Raw genomic sequence first — 15068 nt, 5'->3', positions numbered from 1 at the left:
CAATATTTTAACATTTACGAGAGTCCTCCCTAACCGGAAAATAGATAGAAACAAGCTTACCTCTATCTATTTGAGCCTAATAGGCCATCAACCGACCTGGGAGGACATTTCTATTGAATCGACATCATGTATATTTGCGAGTCGCCCTGCTTACCTTCGTTCTTGCCGTATTGCTCATTCCGATGCCGCCGGGAAACGCCGACAGCGACGTCAAAGTTACATATAACGGCAATACAATCGAGTTCCAGACCAGCCCGTTCGTAAGAAACGACGCTACATACGTTCAAGCCCGGCCTCTGTTGAATGCAGCAGGATTACAGGTCCAATGGATCGATAAAACCAGATTCAAGCTGTTCCGTTCAGGCATAGTTGTCGATATGGAGGTCGGAAAAACTGCCGCTGCCCTCAATGGGAGCAGCCTGTCGCTCACTCACGCGCCGATTCTGTCCAACTCAACTTTGTTTCTTCCTATACGCCCGTTTTCTGCTCTCATAGGATTGAACGTACAATGGTTCGCTGGCTCCAATACGATTGCTTTAGCTACAGCAGGTAGTACGAAACCGTCGGCTTCGCCGTACCGGATCGTTGCCTATTATCCGTATTGGGCTTCCTATCAGCAGCTAACCCCGTCTCGCTTCGCAACATCCGAAATTACTCATCTCAACTATGCCTTTGCTAACGTTCAGAGAGGCGAAGTCGTGATGGGCGACGCCGCTGCGGATCGCGCCAACTTCGCCGAATTGAAGCGGATAAAGAAAGACAATCCGAAGCTGAAAACCTTGATCAGCGTCGGCGGTTGGAATTGGTCCGGCTCCTTCTCCGACGTCGCTCTGACCGCCGCCGCAAGAACCAAGTTCGTGGAAAGCGCGGTTCGATTCATTCGGGACAACGGATTCGACGGCGTTGATCTCGACTGGGAATACCCGGTAGCCGGAGGCTTGTCCTCCAATCGCACGAGACCGGAGGATAAGCGGAACTTTACTTTGCTGCTGAAGGAGCTTAAGGCCAAGCTGGACGATGCAAGAAAACAGGACGGTAAACCGTATTTGTTGACGATTGCCGCCGGTGCTTCTTCCGGCTATATTTCCAACACGGAGATGAATCAGGTCGCAGCCATCGTCGATTGGGTCAATCTGATGACTTACGATTATTATGGAAGCTGGGAAAAGACGAGCAATCACCACGCCCCCTTGTATTCCGATCCGAAGCGGCCGAGCACCTCCGGCGCCAGCGCAAACGATACGGTTAACGCCTTTATGAAAGCAGGGGTTCCCGCAAACAAGCTTGTGCTGGGCGTTCCGTTCTACGGACGGGGCTGGGCGGGATGCGGATCGACAGGCAACGGCTTGGCGCAGACCTGCACCGCTTTGTCGGAAGGAGTAACCGCCTCTGGCGTACATGAGTTTGGTAACTTGGAGAACCTCGGCTGGTTAGACGGGAGCGGCTTCGTGCGTTACTGGGACGATACGGCCAAAGTTCCGTGGTTGTACAACAAAAAAACCGGGACCTTCATAACTTACGAAGATCCCGAATCGCTCGCCTACAAAGCCGGTTACGTCAAAGCTAAGGGGCTTGGAGGCGCCGTTGTCTGGGAGCTCAGCCAAGATTTCAACGGCACCTTGCTAAGGAAGCTGGCTCAGTCTCTACGATAGTCGGCAGTGTGGCGGAATTTACCTGCTGTCAAGGCTCTCCGACGCAGCACGGTCTGGCAGATCATTAGCCAACGTCATGACGCTCCGACGCAGAGCTTAACGATTTGTGCCAGACCGCCGCCGCTTATCGATTCAGCAGGCTACCGACATACCGAAGCAGTTCATTCGCGCAAACCGGGCAATAATGATGCTCGTCGATCAGCCGCTTCGTTACCTCGTTAATGCGTTTAAGCTGGCTTTCATCCGGCGTTTTCGTCGAGGTCGTAATTTTCACGATGTCCTTCAGGTCGGTGAACAGCTTCTTCTCGATCGCCTCGCGAAGCCGGTCGTGCATGCTGTAATCGAACTTCTTGCCTTTGCGGGAGTACGCCGACAGACGAATGAGAATCTCTTCGCGGAATGCCTTCTTCGCGTTCTCCGACACGCCGATCTGCTCCTCGATCGAGCGCATCAGCCTCTCGTCCGGGTCCAGCTCCTCGCCTGTCAGCGGGTCTTTGATTTTCGACCAGTTGCAGTACGCCTCGATATTGTCGAGATAGTTTTCGAACAAGGTGCGGGCCGACTCTTCGAACGAATAGACGAACGCCTTCTGGATTTCCTTCTTGGCTAGGTTGTCGTATTCCTTACGAGCGGCGGAGATGTAATTGAGATACTTCTCCCGCTCCTCCCTCGTAATCGAAGGATGCTGATCGAGACCGTCCTTGAGCGCGCGCAGCACATCCAAGGCGTTAATGCACGGCAAGTCGTGCTTGATCAAGGCGCTCGATATCCGGTTGATGACGTAACGCGGATCAATACCGGACATGCCTTCCTCGCTGAACTCGTTCTGCATCTCCTTCAGATCGGCTTCCTTGTAGCCCTCTACCTCCTCGCCGTCGTACATCCGCATCTTTTTGACCAGATCCATCCCCTGCTTCTTCGATTCCTTGAGACGGGTCATAATCGAGAAAATCGCGGCGGCCCGCAGCGCATGAGGCGCAATGTGGATATGGCTCATGTCGGATTGACCGATCAGCTTCGTATAGATCTTCTCTTCCGAAGATACCTTCAGATTGTACGGAACCGGCATTACGATCATCCGCGACTGCAGCGCTTCGTTTTTCTTATTGGCGATGAAAGCCTTGTACTCCGATTCGTTCGTATGCGCCACGATCATTTCGTCCGCGCTAATTAATGCGAACCTGCCGGCTTTGAAGTTGCCTTCCTGCGTCAGCGAAAGCAGGTTCCATAGAAACTTCTCATCGCACTTGAGCATCTCCTGAAATTCCATCAAACCGCGATTGGCCTTGTTCAGCTCTCCGTCGAACCGATACGCTCGCGGATCGGACTCCGAGCCGTATTCCGTAATCGTGGAGAAATCGATGCTGCCGGTCAGGTCGGCAATATCCTGAGATTTCGGATCGGACGGGCTGAATGTACCGATTCCGACGCGATTTTTCTCCGAGATCAGCACGCGCTCAATCGGCACCGTCTCGATGTCGTTGTCAAACTCCGTCTTCAACCTCATCTGGCAGGACGGACACAGATCGCCTTCGATACGTACCCCAAGCTCCTTCTCGATCTCCGGGCGAAGCTCTTCGGGAATGAGGTGCAGCGGGTCCTCCTGCATCGGGCAGCCCTTAATTGCATAAACGGCTCCCCTTGTCGTTCTTGAATACTGTTCCAGCCCTTTTTTAAGCAGAGTGACGATCGTCGATTTCCCCCCGCTGACGGGTCCCATGAGCAGCAATATTCTTTTGCGCACGTCAAGTCTTCTGGCCGAAGAATGAAAGTACTCCTCCACCAGCCTCTCCATCGTCCGATCCAGCCCGAAAATTTCCGAGCTGAAAAACTTGTATGTTTTGCTACCGCCCGCCTCTTCCACCCCATGGGATACGATCATATCGTAAACCCGGGCGTGAGCGGTCATCGCCGGAGAATTGTCGCGGCGAAGTATATCGATGTAATCCCGAAAAGTCCCCGACCAGCTTAATTTTTCACTCTCGGCCCGATACTCTGAGATCCGACTGAAGATGTCCATGCCGCTTCCTCCTCGCAGCTTTCTCTACTCTGACTTGACGTAATATCATCCTATGCGGGGAGAGGGACGAATTTGACCTTACATTCTTGTTCATTGCTAAATCCTCTGTGCCCCGTATGCTATAATGGCGATAAAACCAACGTATTTACGTGCTGATCAGGAGGAGATTTCACCTTGGCCGTCAAACTGGAAGCCGAGCTGTACCCGCCGGTCAAAAGCTTCTTCGCCTCCCGAGGATACGAAGTAAAAGCGGAAATTCGCGGCTGCGACCTGGTCGCCTATCGCCCCGAAGAGCACGGCGATCCGACGCCCACGATCGTCGAGATGAAAAAAACGTTCACGCTGCCGCTGCTGCTCCAAGGAATCGACCGGCAGAAAACCGGAGCGTCCGTCTGGCTCGCCGTGGAGAGGAACCGCGTAAAAAAAGGCGCCCACAATCAAAGGTTCAATGAAATAACTCATCTGTGCCGAAGACTGAATCTCGGATTTATTACCGTTACTTTCTATCGTACAAAATCCCCCGTCGTCGACGTCTGGTGCGAGCCTGCGGAAATCCGCAGCTCCGCCCCTTCCCCGGTCCTCTCCGGCTCGTCTTTGGCGGCGGAGACGGGAGACGCCTACAACCTGCCAACGGGAAGAAGAAGCAAAGCCAAAGCAAACAGACTGCTGAAAGAATTTAATGCCAGAAGCGGAGATTACAATGTCGGAGGCAGCTCGAAACGCAAGCTCGTTACCGCTTATCGGGAGAGAGCGATCCAATGCGCGCTTGCGCTCGCTTGTCACGGCCCCTCCGCTCCCAAACAAGTCCGCGATTGGACCAATTGCCCGAATGCCGGCACGTTTCTGCGCGACAATCACTACGGCTGGTTCAGACGGATCAGCAAAGGCATATACGAGCTGACGCCCGGCGGCGAAGCGGCATTGCAAGAATATGCTCATGTCGCTCTCGTATGGGCTCGCCAGTTTGTATGGGCCGACGTATGGGCGAACGCGAACGCGCCGGAGCCGGCGAACGAACAAGCGGAAGGAGCTGCATCCCGATGAGCGAAGAGCTGTATCCGATCGACCTTGGCCCTGTAATCCAATATGAAATCTTACCTGCGGAAATAACGGCGGAGGACTCCCCTTATTGGCTTGTCCGCAGCGCCGAAGGGGTTTATCGCCTGTTACTGGCCGTTTGTCCCCATGCGGGCGGCGACATCCGTCCGCACGAGGATATTTTCTATTGCCCGCTGCACTTCTGGACTTTCCATGGCGAAACCGGAGCGTGTCTTACCCTCTCCGACCGCAGATTAGCCTACCGTCAAGTCATCGAAAGAAACGGGCGGCTCTATGCGGCCGCCAAGTTCGATTAGGAACGGGACCATCGACCCGTAAACTCCTCAATGCTCTCCGCCAGTCTCGCCACGCCTTGGCGGATTTGTCGCTCGTCGGCGAAGGCGTGAGTAATTCTGACAGTGTTGGGCTTCGGATCTTTCGTAAAGAACGGAGCCCCCGGCTGAAAAATTACCCCTTTTAACCACGCCCCTCGCAGCAAAGCTTCGCCGTCCAAGCCGGGCGGCAGCTTAAGCCACAGATGAAGTCCGCCTCGCGGCTCTACCCAAGTTAACTCGCCGATACGCTGGCGGGTCAACTGCTCCGTCATCATTCGCTTCCGTTCCCGACATTGAACTCTGAGCATGTCAAGCAGCGGCTCAAGGGGCTGCTCCTCGATTAAACCGCTTAATGCCCGCTGCTCGATTGGACCTAACGCGTATTTCCTTGCATTCTCTTCTCTCGCAAGCGACGGTCGACTGAATGGCTCCGCGGTTCCGGCGATCCATCCGACGCGGGAGCCCGCGATCAGCCCCGGAGGCAGTTGACCGATAGACAGTACCCCCGGCTCTAGACGCCGCTGCGCCGCCGCGATCTCTTCCGGGTCATAGAGCAGCGACTCCTGCCTGTCGTCGACGACGAGCAGCACTCCGGCTTCTCGGCAGCGATGGAAGACGGCGGCCCGATACTCCCCGCTCCACTTCATCCCTTCCGGCTCCGTACAGGACGGGGCGACATAGACGAGCTTAGGACGATGCCGGAACAGGGCTGTCGTCAGCGCTTCGGGGTCCATCCCTTTCCGATCTCCGTCCACCGCTTCCACCCTCATGCCCGCTTTGCGAAACGCTTGCAGAGCGGTTCGCGACGTCAGCCGTTCAGTCAGAACGACGTCGCCGGGCTGCAGCGCTTCGCCGATGATCCAGCTTAGCGCGCTGTCAGCCCCTTTGGTAAATCTGATTCGTTTGCCGTTCCCGCTGATTTTCCCGTTCAGCAAGCTTGCGGCAAACTGATCGTTCAGATTTGATTCTCCGCCGCTGCCCGCTTCTTGCCGCCCCGGTCCGAACTCCTCCCCCGCCAGCTTCTCTGCGGCGGTTTCCACCCTCTCCTCCCAATCCGATGCGGCTACGAGTCCTTCCTTCGGCCATCCGCCCATCCAGTTGATGATCGAACTCAAGGCGATTCCCTCCCCTTGCGATGTTGGCCACGATTTCATTTATATGCCCGACGAGCGAAGATCATCAATTGTTCGGGTTTGTTCACAACATTTTGCGTTTTCTTTTTAACAAGGGTTGGTTATAATAAAGGGTAGTTAATCGGAGGTGTAGGATATGTTCCTTTCGGCAGCTGGCGAAGCAGCACAAGAAGTGATCTTATTCGGGATGTCCCACAAGTTCTGGATCGTCGTTCTCATCCTGGCGTTGTTCATCGGAGCAATTTTGACGGCTTCGTATAACGATGATAAAACCAAAGGCTTGTAAATATCCGCCGACAAGACCGGAACCGGAAGGTTCCGGTTTTGTTTACGGCATATATGACAAAAAAACCGTCCGAGAGGACGGTTTTTGTTGTTCCCGGTATCTTTACAGCCCGTGCATATCTTTAACACAGGAAGCGCAGACATAACGCTCCTTGAATTCCCCGACGGATTCCATCGAAGAACAGAACACGCAGCGCGGCCGATAACGTTCCAAAATGATATGATCGCCTTGAACCAATATTTCCACGGGATCCCCTTCATTCATCTGGTACCGTTTGCGCAACGATTTCGGAAGAACAATTCTTCCTAATTGATCGACTTTACGAACTACGCCTGCAGGTTTCAATGCAGTTCCTCCATTCATACGCTAATCTAGCTGGTTATCTCGAAACCTTTTGGCCTTTTTGACCACTTTATACCGTTCTATATAAAAAGCTTATTCCCTTCCGTTCAACCAATTTGCTTAGGATTATGCAATTTTCGACAATTAATCTCGAATCATTACGAATTATGTCGAATCAAGGCTAAAGGAGAGGGAAATCGTTCTGCCGCAGCGCCTCGAATACGACAATTGCTGCAGAATTGGACAAATTCAGCGAACGAACCTTGTCCGTCATCGGGATCCTCATGCACGTATCGGCATGAGCGTCCAGCATTTCCTGCGGAAGCCCCTTCGTCTCTCGTCCGAACACGAAGAAATCTCCATCCCGGAACGAGAAATCCGTATATCGCTTGGTCACCCGAGTGCTCGCGAAGAAAAATCTTGCTCCAGCGTGCGCAGCCTTCACCTCTTCGAACGAATCGTAGTAAGTGATGTTCACGGAATGCCAGTAATCGAGCCCCGCCCTTTTCAACACTTTATCGTCGGTCGAGAAGCCAAGCGGACGCACGAGGTGGAGATGCGTTCCGGTTGCCGCGCAGGTTCTGGAGATATTGCCCGTATTGGCCGGAATTTCCGGATTGACGAGCACAATGTGAAAAGGCATCGATCGCGCCCCCTTCTTCACGCATACAAATCGAAGGGCTTCCCACAGCCATCGAAATCGATGACCGGAGAAAGCCCGGATGAATCGGTCGCTTCCTTAACCGTTACGGCTTTGGAAATCGCGCATAAACCCTGCCAACGCCTGCACATTTTCCGGCGTAACGGCGTTGTAGATCGAAGCCCTCAAGCCGCCGACGCTGCGGTGGCCCTTCAGTCCGACGAAGCCTTGCGCTTCGGACTCCTTGGCAAACTGCTTCTCAAGCTCTTCCGTGGCCAGACGGAAGGTGACGTTCATGATCGAACGGCTGCCGGCGTCCGCAAAGCCGCGATAGAAGCCGCCGCTGGAATCGATCGTATCGTACAGAAGATTCGCTTTCTCGTTATTGCGAGCTGCCATTCCGGCCGCTCCGCCGTTCGCTTTCACCCACTTCAATACTTCGCCCGCCATGTAAATCGCGAACGTAGGCGGAGTATTGTAGAGCGAATCAGCCTTCGCGTGCGTATCGTAACGCAGCATCGTCGGCACGGCGCCCTCAGGCTTGGCGATCAGATCCTCGCGGATAATCACGATCGTCACGCCGGAAGGTCCAAGATTCTTTTGAGCGCCAGCGTAGATCAAGCCAAATTTCGACACGTCGACAGGGCGACACAAAATATCGCTCGACATATCGCCAATTAGCGGTACGCTGCCTGTGTCCGGGTAATCCGTCCATTGCGTACCTTCAATCGTTTCGTTCGAGGTCAGATGCACGTAAGCCGGATTGCTCGGCAGCTTCAGCTCCTCGGCCGCAGGAATACGCTTATATGCGTCAGCTTCCGACGAAGCCGCGACCGCAACGTCGCCGAACAGCTTCGCTTCCTGAATCGCTTTGGTCGCCCAGCTTCCCGTAGCTACGTACGCCGCAGTCGTGCCTGCGCGAAGCAGGTTCATCGGCACCATGGCAAACTGCGTGCTGGCTCCGCCTTGAACGAACAACACCTTGTAGCCTTCCGGAATGGACATCAGCTCGCGAAGCAGCGTTTCCGTCTCGTAATGAACCTTCTCGTAGACTGCTCCACGATGGGACATCTCCATCAAAGACATGCCGCTTTCTTCGTATTCGACAAATTGCTTCTGAGCGTTCTGCAGTACTTCAAGCGGCAATGCCGCCGGCCCGGCGTTAAAATTGTATGCGCGATTGGCCATCTCGTCCCCACCTTGTCTGGAATCATACATAATAGGCTAATCATATCAGAGCTTCGCGCCGCTCGGCAACCATTTCCCTTGATATTCACGGAAATTTCGACTAATTTCCGAACGAAAGCGATACCATCCTAAGATAATCTTCGGCTTTGGCACAAATGAAAAAGCAGTCTCCATCCCAACGGATGAAGACTGCGGTCTTGATACCTTAATTATAGAATTAGCAATCGAAGTAAAGGCTATACTCGTGCGGGTGAATACGGATGGAGACGGCCTTCGCTTCCGAGCGTTTTACTTTCACATAGTTATCGATAAATTCTTTAGAGAATACTCCGCCTTCCGTCAAGAACTCGTAGTCGGCCTCAAGAGCATCCAGCGCCTCGTCTAATGTGCCTGGAACATTGCGAATTTCTTTCTTCTGTTCGTCGGACAGTTCATAGATATTCGTATCGAACGGACCGAAACCAAGCGCCGAAGGATCGATTTTACGTTTAATTCCGTCCAGACCAGCCATCAACATAGCGGCGAAGGCCAGATAAGGGTTAGCCGTAGAGTCCGGAGTACGGAATTCTACACGGCAGCCTTTAGGCGTAACTGCAGCAACCGGAATACGAATAGCTGCGGAGCGGTTGCCCTTGGAATAAACAAGGTTTACCGGTGCTTCGTAACCTGGAACAAGACGCTTGAACGAGTTTGTAGACGGGTTCGTGATCGCGATAAGAGCAGGCGCGTGGTGAAGGATACCGCCGATGTAGTACAGCGCCATCTGGCTCATATTCGCGTATCCGCCTTTCTCATAGAACAGCGGAGTGCCTTCGTTAAAGATGGAAGAGTGAACGTGCATTCCGCTTCCGTTGTCCCCGAAAAGCGGCTTTGGCATAAATGTAGCCGTTTTGCCGTATTGGCGGGCGACATTGTGTACAATATATTTATACTTCATCAGGTTGTCGGCAGTTTTGGTCAACGTATCAAAGCGGAAGTTGATTTCCGCTTGCCCGGCTGTCGCCACTTCGTGATGGTGACGTTCTACGCGCAGGCCTGCTTCTTGCATTTGGCGCACCATCTCGCTGCGAATGTCCTGCTGAGCATCCGTCGGAGCAACCGGCACATATCCGCCTTTAACCCCAACCTTGAAACCAAGGTTGCCGCCTTCTTCTTTACGATTCGTGTTCCACCCTGCTTCTTCAGAATCGACGTAGAAGGAGGAAGAGTTCATAGTGGACTCATAACGGACATCGTCAAAAATGAAAAATTCGGATTCGGGAGCGAAATAGGCAGCCGTTCCAACGCCGGACTTTTGCAGAAACTCTTCGGCCTTTTGTGCAATGGAACGCGGATCGCGATCGTAGCGAGTACCGTCTGGAGTATGAATGTTGGAAATAACGATCAACGTCGGATGTGCGGTAAAAGGATCGATATACACCGATTCGGTATCGGGCATCATCATCATGTCCGACTCCTCAATCCCGCGGAAACCGATGATGGAAGAACCGTCAAACGCAACTCCGTTTACAAAAGTGTCTGCCTCTACTTCAGCAGCAGGCACTGTAATATGATGTGCGCGGCCGTTCAAATCGATAAATCGGAAATCTACGAATTCAATACCTTTTTCCTTGATAAGCTCCAATACTTGTTGAACTGACATGTTGTTTCCTCCCTATTTCCGAACATTAAGTTGTTAATTCCGAAATAACGTTCAAGTTTTCGTCGAACTTATGAAGTTATTATAAAACCCTGCTCATTCGAGCGTCAATACTTATGTCAGGTATTTTTTGAATCCATGTTAGCATTTCTCACAAAATTTTCGACATTTGGGGCTATGGCCTATGAAAATGTTCTAAACACTATCCCGCGATGAATGCGCTTACGCTCAAAAACCCGGTAAAACCTTACATAGCTCCCATTCCTCTAATCGACCAACCCAATCCCTCTCACGAAAAATCCGGTCCCGTCAGCTTCCCTTCCGTCAACAAAAAAAGCCGATCGCCGCCGGATTCCGGACAACGATCGACTCTGCTTCAATTATAACCAGCTTATTTGATCCACGTTGCGAAAGCTTCCGCCGGAGCCTTCTCCGTATCGAACTTCTTGCCAAGAAGCGGTGCAAGCTGTTCCAGCTCCTTCAGCAGATTGGCGAATTGATCCGGGAACAGCGATTGTACGCCGTCTCCCGTCGCTGAATTGTCCGGATCGGTATGCATCTCGATGATGAGACCGTTGGCTCCTGCCGCCAGGGAAGCTTTCGTCATCGTCTCGACGAGCTCCCGGCGTCCTGTCGCATGGCTCGGATCGGCAATGACCGGCAGATGCGAGAGCTGCTGGATAACCGGAATGGCCGTCAGATCGAACGTATTGCGGGTATACGTCTCGAATGTACGAATGCCGCGCTCGCACAGCATCACGTTAGGGTTTCCGCCTGCCAAAATGTACTCGGCCGCGTTCAACCACTCATCGTACGTTGCGCTGAAGCCCCGCTTGAGCAGGACGGGATTTTGAATCGTACCCAGCTTCCGCAGCAGGTCGAAGTTTTGCATGTTGCGCGTTCCCACCTGCATAATGTCGGCATACTCGGCGCAGACATCGACGAACTCCGGAGCCATAACTTCGGTAATCGTCAGCAGTCCGTATTTCTCCCCGGCTTCCTTCATCCACTTCAGACCTTCAACGCCGATGCCCTGGAAGCTGTACGGACCAGTCCGCGGCTTAAACGCGCCGCCTCTCAAAACTTGGCCTCCGGCAGCTTTAACGAGCCTTGCGATCTCGTCGATCTGCTCCGGCGTCTCGACCGCGCACGGGCCGCCCATGACGACGAGATTGTCTCCGCCGATCTTCACGCCCTTCACTTCGATGATCGTGTCGTCCGGATGGAAGTCGCGGCTTGCGAGCTTGTAAGACTTCGAAATTTTGATTACATTTTCTACGCCCTTCATCGAACGGATATGTTCGGCCAGCGAAGGCTCCGCCTTGCCGATAATTCCGATTACAGTTCTGTCCGTCCCGCGGGACACATGCGCCTGAACGCCGGACTGCTCAATGTGGCGTACGATTTCATTGATTCGCTCTTCTGCGATATGAGGGGATGTAATAACGATCATAAAGCTCACTCTCCTAATTATATTAACGCGTATACGCTGCAACGCTTATACGCTTTTAAGCGCTAAAGTAAATATAAAAGATAAAAAGCCCTATGTCAACCCCAAAGCATCACTTAGGCGACATAGGACTTTTCGACGTTCTCTTTGAAAATAACCGCGCCCGGCTCCAAAAGAAGACGTCCTCAGGCTTCCAGACGGGCGCGAATCAGCTTGCGTTTATCTTTGCGTTTGGATTTATAGGCGTTGAGACTGTAGCGGATCGGAAAATAACACAGCAGCCCGAGCAAAGCCCCGTCCACCATCCCGCCGACGATCAGCTTCAAATTCGTCAGCAGCAGATGATTGATCCATTCGGGCAAAATCGGCAAGTGAATACTGAGATGCTTAGGCAGTATCCAGCCGCCTACCTTCGAATTCGGATACATCATGGGAATGTAGATGATCTTGCCGATGACGAAGCCGATCAGCGCCGCCGGCAAATTGCCCCGCAGCAGCAGACAGAGCGGGAAAATAAGCACGAATGCGACTCCCAGCGTGGGCAGCGTGAACATCTCGATGGCGATTCCGATCGCAAATCCCATGGCCACGATAGAGGCGCCGCCCTTAGCTCTCAGCAGCAGAATGTACTTATATTTTAGCCAACGGCCAAGCGATTGCAGTCGACTCATAGGATGCTCCTTTTTTGTACTGGCACTTACAAAGTCGTCTCCGTCGATTTGATCTTAACGTTGGGCAGCAGCTTATTCGGATTCACGGTCCGCTTGATTGCCCATGTCGATGGATCGGAGGAATCGAACTGCTCCAAATAAGCGATAACTTCCTTGGTCAGAGCCGTAGGCGTGGAAGCCCCGGAAGTAACCGCAACGCGCTCGACGCCCTGCAGCCACTCCTGCTGGATCTCGGATACGTCCGCTACGCGGTATGCAGGTACGCCCGCGATCTCTTGAGACACTTGGGCTAGTCGATTGGAGTTGTTGCTGCGCGGATCGCCGACGACGATGCACAGCTGCGCCTCTCCTGCCTGGCCCGCAACGGCTTCCTGACGAACCTGCGTCGCCAAGCATATCTCATTGTGGATTTCCGCGGTCGGAAATCTCGCCAGAAGCAGCGACATCAGATGCCGAATATCCCATTGGGACATCGTCGTCTGGTTCGTAATGATAATTCGTTCCGTGTCCAACTCCAGCTTCTCGATGTCCTCCTCGCGCTCGATCAAGTAAACATGTCCAGGAGCGATGCCGATCGCACCCTCGGGCTCGGGATGATTCTTTTTGCCGATATAGATGACTGCATACCCTTCGCCGACTTTCTCGCGAATCAGGTCATGCGTCTTGGTCACATCCGGACAAGTCGCATCGACGACCGTCAGCCCTTTCTCCTTCGCCCGCTTTCGAACTTCAGGAGACACGCCGTGAGCAGTAAAAATGACGGTGCCGCCGTCGATCTGCTCTAAAATGTCCAGCCGGTTGGGACCGTCCAGCGTAATGATTCCTTCGTCCTTGAAAGCTTCCGTCACATGACTATTATGAACAATCATTCCCAATATATAAATCGGTCTGGGCAAATCCAGATTCCGCGCCGTCTGAAGGGCCAATACCATGGCATCGACGACTCCGTAACAGTAGCCCCTTGGCGATATTTTCACGACTTGCATTGCTTGCGCCCGCTTTCTCGCCCTTTATTTGTCCTTGATCAGGTCAATAGATCGTCAGTCGTAGGCGGCCCGACTCTTCCTTCTCTATTATAGCCTATTCAAGATACAGACGAAAGGCGCGGAAACGGCAAGGAAGACGGCCGCTCCGCCTCATTCGGCAGTCGACCGTCTTCCTAGCAAAATCATGCAGGCTTCTCCTCCCGTTGAACGGGCAGCCACAGCGTGAATACCGTCCCTTCGCCGAGTCTGGTCTGAACCTCGATCCGGGCATGGTGCATATCCGCGATCCATTTGGCGATCGACAGCCCCAGCCCCGTTCCGGACGTTTCGCCGCGCGACACGTCCACTCGGTAAAATCTCTCGAAAATATGCGGAACCTCTTCCAGGGCGATCCCAATGCCGGTATCGGCCACCGACAATCCGATCGCATTATCCCGCCGTGCGGCATAGAGCCGGACAACCCCGAATGGCGTGTACTTAAAGCCGTTCTCGATCAAAATAAACAGCAGCTGAAGCAAATAATCGCGGTTGCCCCGCACTTTGACTTCTGAGAGCAAGTCCAGCGGTCCTACAGCCCATTCGGCTTTCCTAGGCAGAAAAGCCGCCCTTCTCGCAGCCTCCTCCGCAAGCGGGAGCAGCTCGACGTCGCCCATCTCCATCACGTAGCCGGCGTCTGCCCTGGCCAACGATAGCAGATGATTGACCAGCCCGCTCATCCGGCGAGCCTCGTCGGCAATATCGCGAATCGATTCGAGCGACATGCCCCGCTTCTCCTCATCCGTCAGAACTAGCGTCGTAGATGCGACATTCTCCGTGTCTTCGCGCGGCTCCGCTTCTCCGCCGATCCATATTTTCTCCAGCAGATCCACGTTGCCCCGAATCGTCGTTAGCGGCGTCCGCAGCTCGTGCGATGCGTCGGACACGAAACGCCGCTGGGCCGCATTCGAATCCTCCAGGTTTTTGTACGCTCGCTCCACGCCCGAGAGCATCGCATTCAGCGTATCGGTCAGCCGGCCGATTTCGTCGTTGGGCTTCTCTCGCGGAATTCTCAGACTCAGCTCGGAGCCGCTCTGAATGCGCTCCGCCGCTTCCGTCACCCGATTGATCGGCATAAGCGCTTTACGCGAAAGGAACATGCCCAGTAGGAACGCGGCAATCAGCCCGGCGGCTCCGGCGAACCATAGAATGGAGCGAAGCTGGTGCAGCAACTGCTCCTCGCGTCCGGTCCAAGCTCCAACCTGCAGCAAGCCGACGACTTCGTCGTTATACATGATCGGATTTTCCAACACAAGGAAGGGGATTCCTTCAATTTCCCTCTTCACAAAAGCGTACTCGCCATGGCGAACTTCATTCTGCTTCGGGAACGTAAACGTCAGCTCCGGCCTGTTCGTGGAAGAGCGCATATTCGGAGTTTTATCATCGACAACCCCTGTGATTGTCGGTATATAATTGACGATTTGAATAAAGAACGAGTTGTAATCGATTGCGCTTCTCAGAACTCCGCTCAGGTTGACGCCTTGCCCGACTCTGCCTCTTACCTGAGTTTCCTCGCTAATTCGCCGCAACTGATCTTTTAACGAAGACATCGTATTGTTTTGCACGATTCCATAAATAACGACGCCGAAAGCGACCAAAGTGACCGCCAGCAGCCCCGAATACCACAAAGTCAACCGCAGCCGAATCGACAT

General features: G+C 53.4%; 14 protein-coding genes. 4 read left to right on the top strand and 10 right to left on the bottom strand.

Going from position 1 to position 15068, the window contains the following annotated elements; all coding sequences use genetic code 11:
• Nucleotides 1-113 precede the first annotated feature (113 nt).
• On the top strand, nt 114-1652 hold the full coding sequence (locus tag DFP98_RS21910) for a glycosyl hydrolase family 18 protein (protein ID WP_116062744.1): 1539 nt from the start codon (nt 114-116) through the stop codon (nt 1650-1652).
• A 124-nt stretch (nt 1653-1776) separates the two neighbouring features.
• Here DFP98_RS21910 and DFP98_RS21905 read toward each other — a convergent pair whose 3' ends face one another.
• A complete protein-coding gene (locus tag DFP98_RS21905) occupies nt 1777-3672 on the bottom strand; it encodes a PrkA family serine protein kinase (RefSeq protein ID WP_116062743.1) in 1896 nt (631 codons plus the stop codon).
• A gap of 174 nt (nt 3673-3846) precedes the next feature.
• Between DFP98_RS21905 and DFP98_RS21900 the strand changes: the two genes are divergently transcribed.
• Together DFP98_RS21900 and DFP98_RS21895 are read left to right on the top strand one after the other, a co-directional pair.
• Complete coding sequence (locus DFP98_RS21900) at nt 3847-4716, top strand: DUF2161 domain-containing phosphodiesterase (protein ID WP_116062742.1); 870 nt, start codon at nt 3847-3849, stop codon at nt 4714-4716.
• A complete protein-coding gene (locus DFP98_RS21895) occupies nt 4713-5027 on the top strand; it encodes a Rieske (2Fe-2S) protein (RefSeq protein ID WP_181917846.1) in 315 nt (104 codons plus the stop codon). Before DFP98_RS21900 ends, DFP98_RS21895 begins: the two co-directional genes overlap by 4 nt.
• Here the strand turns inward: DFP98_RS21895 and DFP98_RS21890 are convergent.
• Nucleotides 5024-6160 carry an aminotransferase class I/II-fold pyridoxal phosphate-dependent enzyme gene (locus tag DFP98_RS21890; protein WP_181917845.1) on the bottom strand — a complete coding sequence of 379 codons (1137 nt, stop codon included), beginning with the start codon at nt 6158-6160 and terminating at the stop codon, nt 5024-5026. The genes DFP98_RS21895 and DFP98_RS21890 overlap by 4 nt on opposite strands.
• Nucleotides 6161-6314: 154 nt before the next feature.
• Here DFP98_RS21890 and DFP98_RS39185 point away from each other — a divergent pair, with 154 nt between their 5' ends.
• Nucleotides 6315-6464: a hypothetical protein gene (locus DFP98_RS39185; protein WP_181917857.1), complete on the top strand. Its 150-nt coding sequence runs from the start codon at nt 6315-6317 to the stop codon at nt 6462-6464.
• 102 nt (nt 6465-6566) lie between these two features.
• Here DFP98_RS39185 and DFP98_RS21885 read toward each other — a convergent pair whose 3' ends face one another.
• The 8 genes from DFP98_RS21885 to DFP98_RS21850 all read right to left on the bottom strand — a co-directional run bounded on the left by DFP98_RS21885 (nt 6567) and on the right by DFP98_RS21850 (nt 15068).
• Entirely contained in the window at nt 6567-6809 is a 243-nt protein-coding gene (locus DFP98_RS21885; protein ID WP_116062739.1) for an AbrB/MazE/SpoVT family DNA-binding domain-containing protein, read from the bottom strand.
• A gap of 178 nt (nt 6810-6987) precedes the next feature.
• Entirely contained in the window at nt 6988-7449 is a 462-nt protein-coding gene (gene trmL, locus DFP98_RS21880) for a tRNA (uridine(34)/cytosine(34)/5-carboxymethylaminomethyluridine(34)-2'-O)-methyltransferase TrmL (RefSeq protein WP_116062738.1), read from the bottom strand.
• Between the two features lie 96 nt (nt 7450-7545).
• Nucleotides 7546-8634 (bottom strand): 3-phosphoserine/phosphohydroxythreonine transaminase, encoded by a 1089-nt coding sequence (gene serC / locus DFP98_RS21875; protein ID WP_116062737.1) that lies wholly within the window; start codon nt 8632-8634, stop codon nt 7546-7548.
• A gap of 217 nt (nt 8635-8851) precedes the next feature.
• Nucleotides 8852-10276, bottom strand: coding sequence for a type I glutamate--ammonia ligase (gene glnA / locus DFP98_RS21870; RefSeq protein WP_116062736.1), 1425 nt, complete (start codon nt 10274-10276; stop codon nt 8852-8854).
• Nucleotides 10277-10664: 388 nt separating this feature from the next.
• A complete protein-coding gene (aroF, locus tag DFP98_RS21865) occupies nt 10665-11726 on the bottom strand; it encodes a 3-deoxy-7-phosphoheptulonate synthase (RefSeq protein ID WP_116062735.1) in 1062 nt (353 codons plus the stop codon).
• A 182-nt stretch (nt 11727-11908) separates the two neighbouring features.
• Nucleotides 11909-12394 carry a DUF2062 domain-containing protein gene (locus DFP98_RS21860; protein ID WP_116062734.1) on the bottom strand — a complete coding sequence of 162 codons (486 nt, stop codon included), beginning with the start codon at nt 12392-12394 and terminating at the stop codon, nt 11909-11911.
• 26 nt (nt 12395-12420) lie between these two features.
• Nucleotides 12421-13380, bottom strand: a complete 960-nt coding sequence (locus tag DFP98_RS21855; protein WP_116062733.1) for a 4-hydroxy-3-methylbut-2-enyl diphosphate reductase — start codon at nt 13378-13380, stop codon at nt 12421-12423.
• Between the two features lie 182 nt (nt 13381-13562).
• Nucleotides 13563-15068 carry a sensor histidine kinase gene (locus tag DFP98_RS21850; protein WP_116062732.1) on the bottom strand — a complete coding sequence of 502 codons (1506 nt, stop codon included), beginning with the start codon at nt 15066-15068 and terminating at the stop codon, nt 13563-13565.

The organism is Cohnella phaseoli (assembly GCF_003386235.1).
Lineage (GTDB): Bacteria > Bacillota > Bacilli > Paenibacillales > Paenibacillaceae > Cohnella > Cohnella phaseoli.
This window is presented reverse-complemented; position numbering and strand designations above follow the sequence as displayed.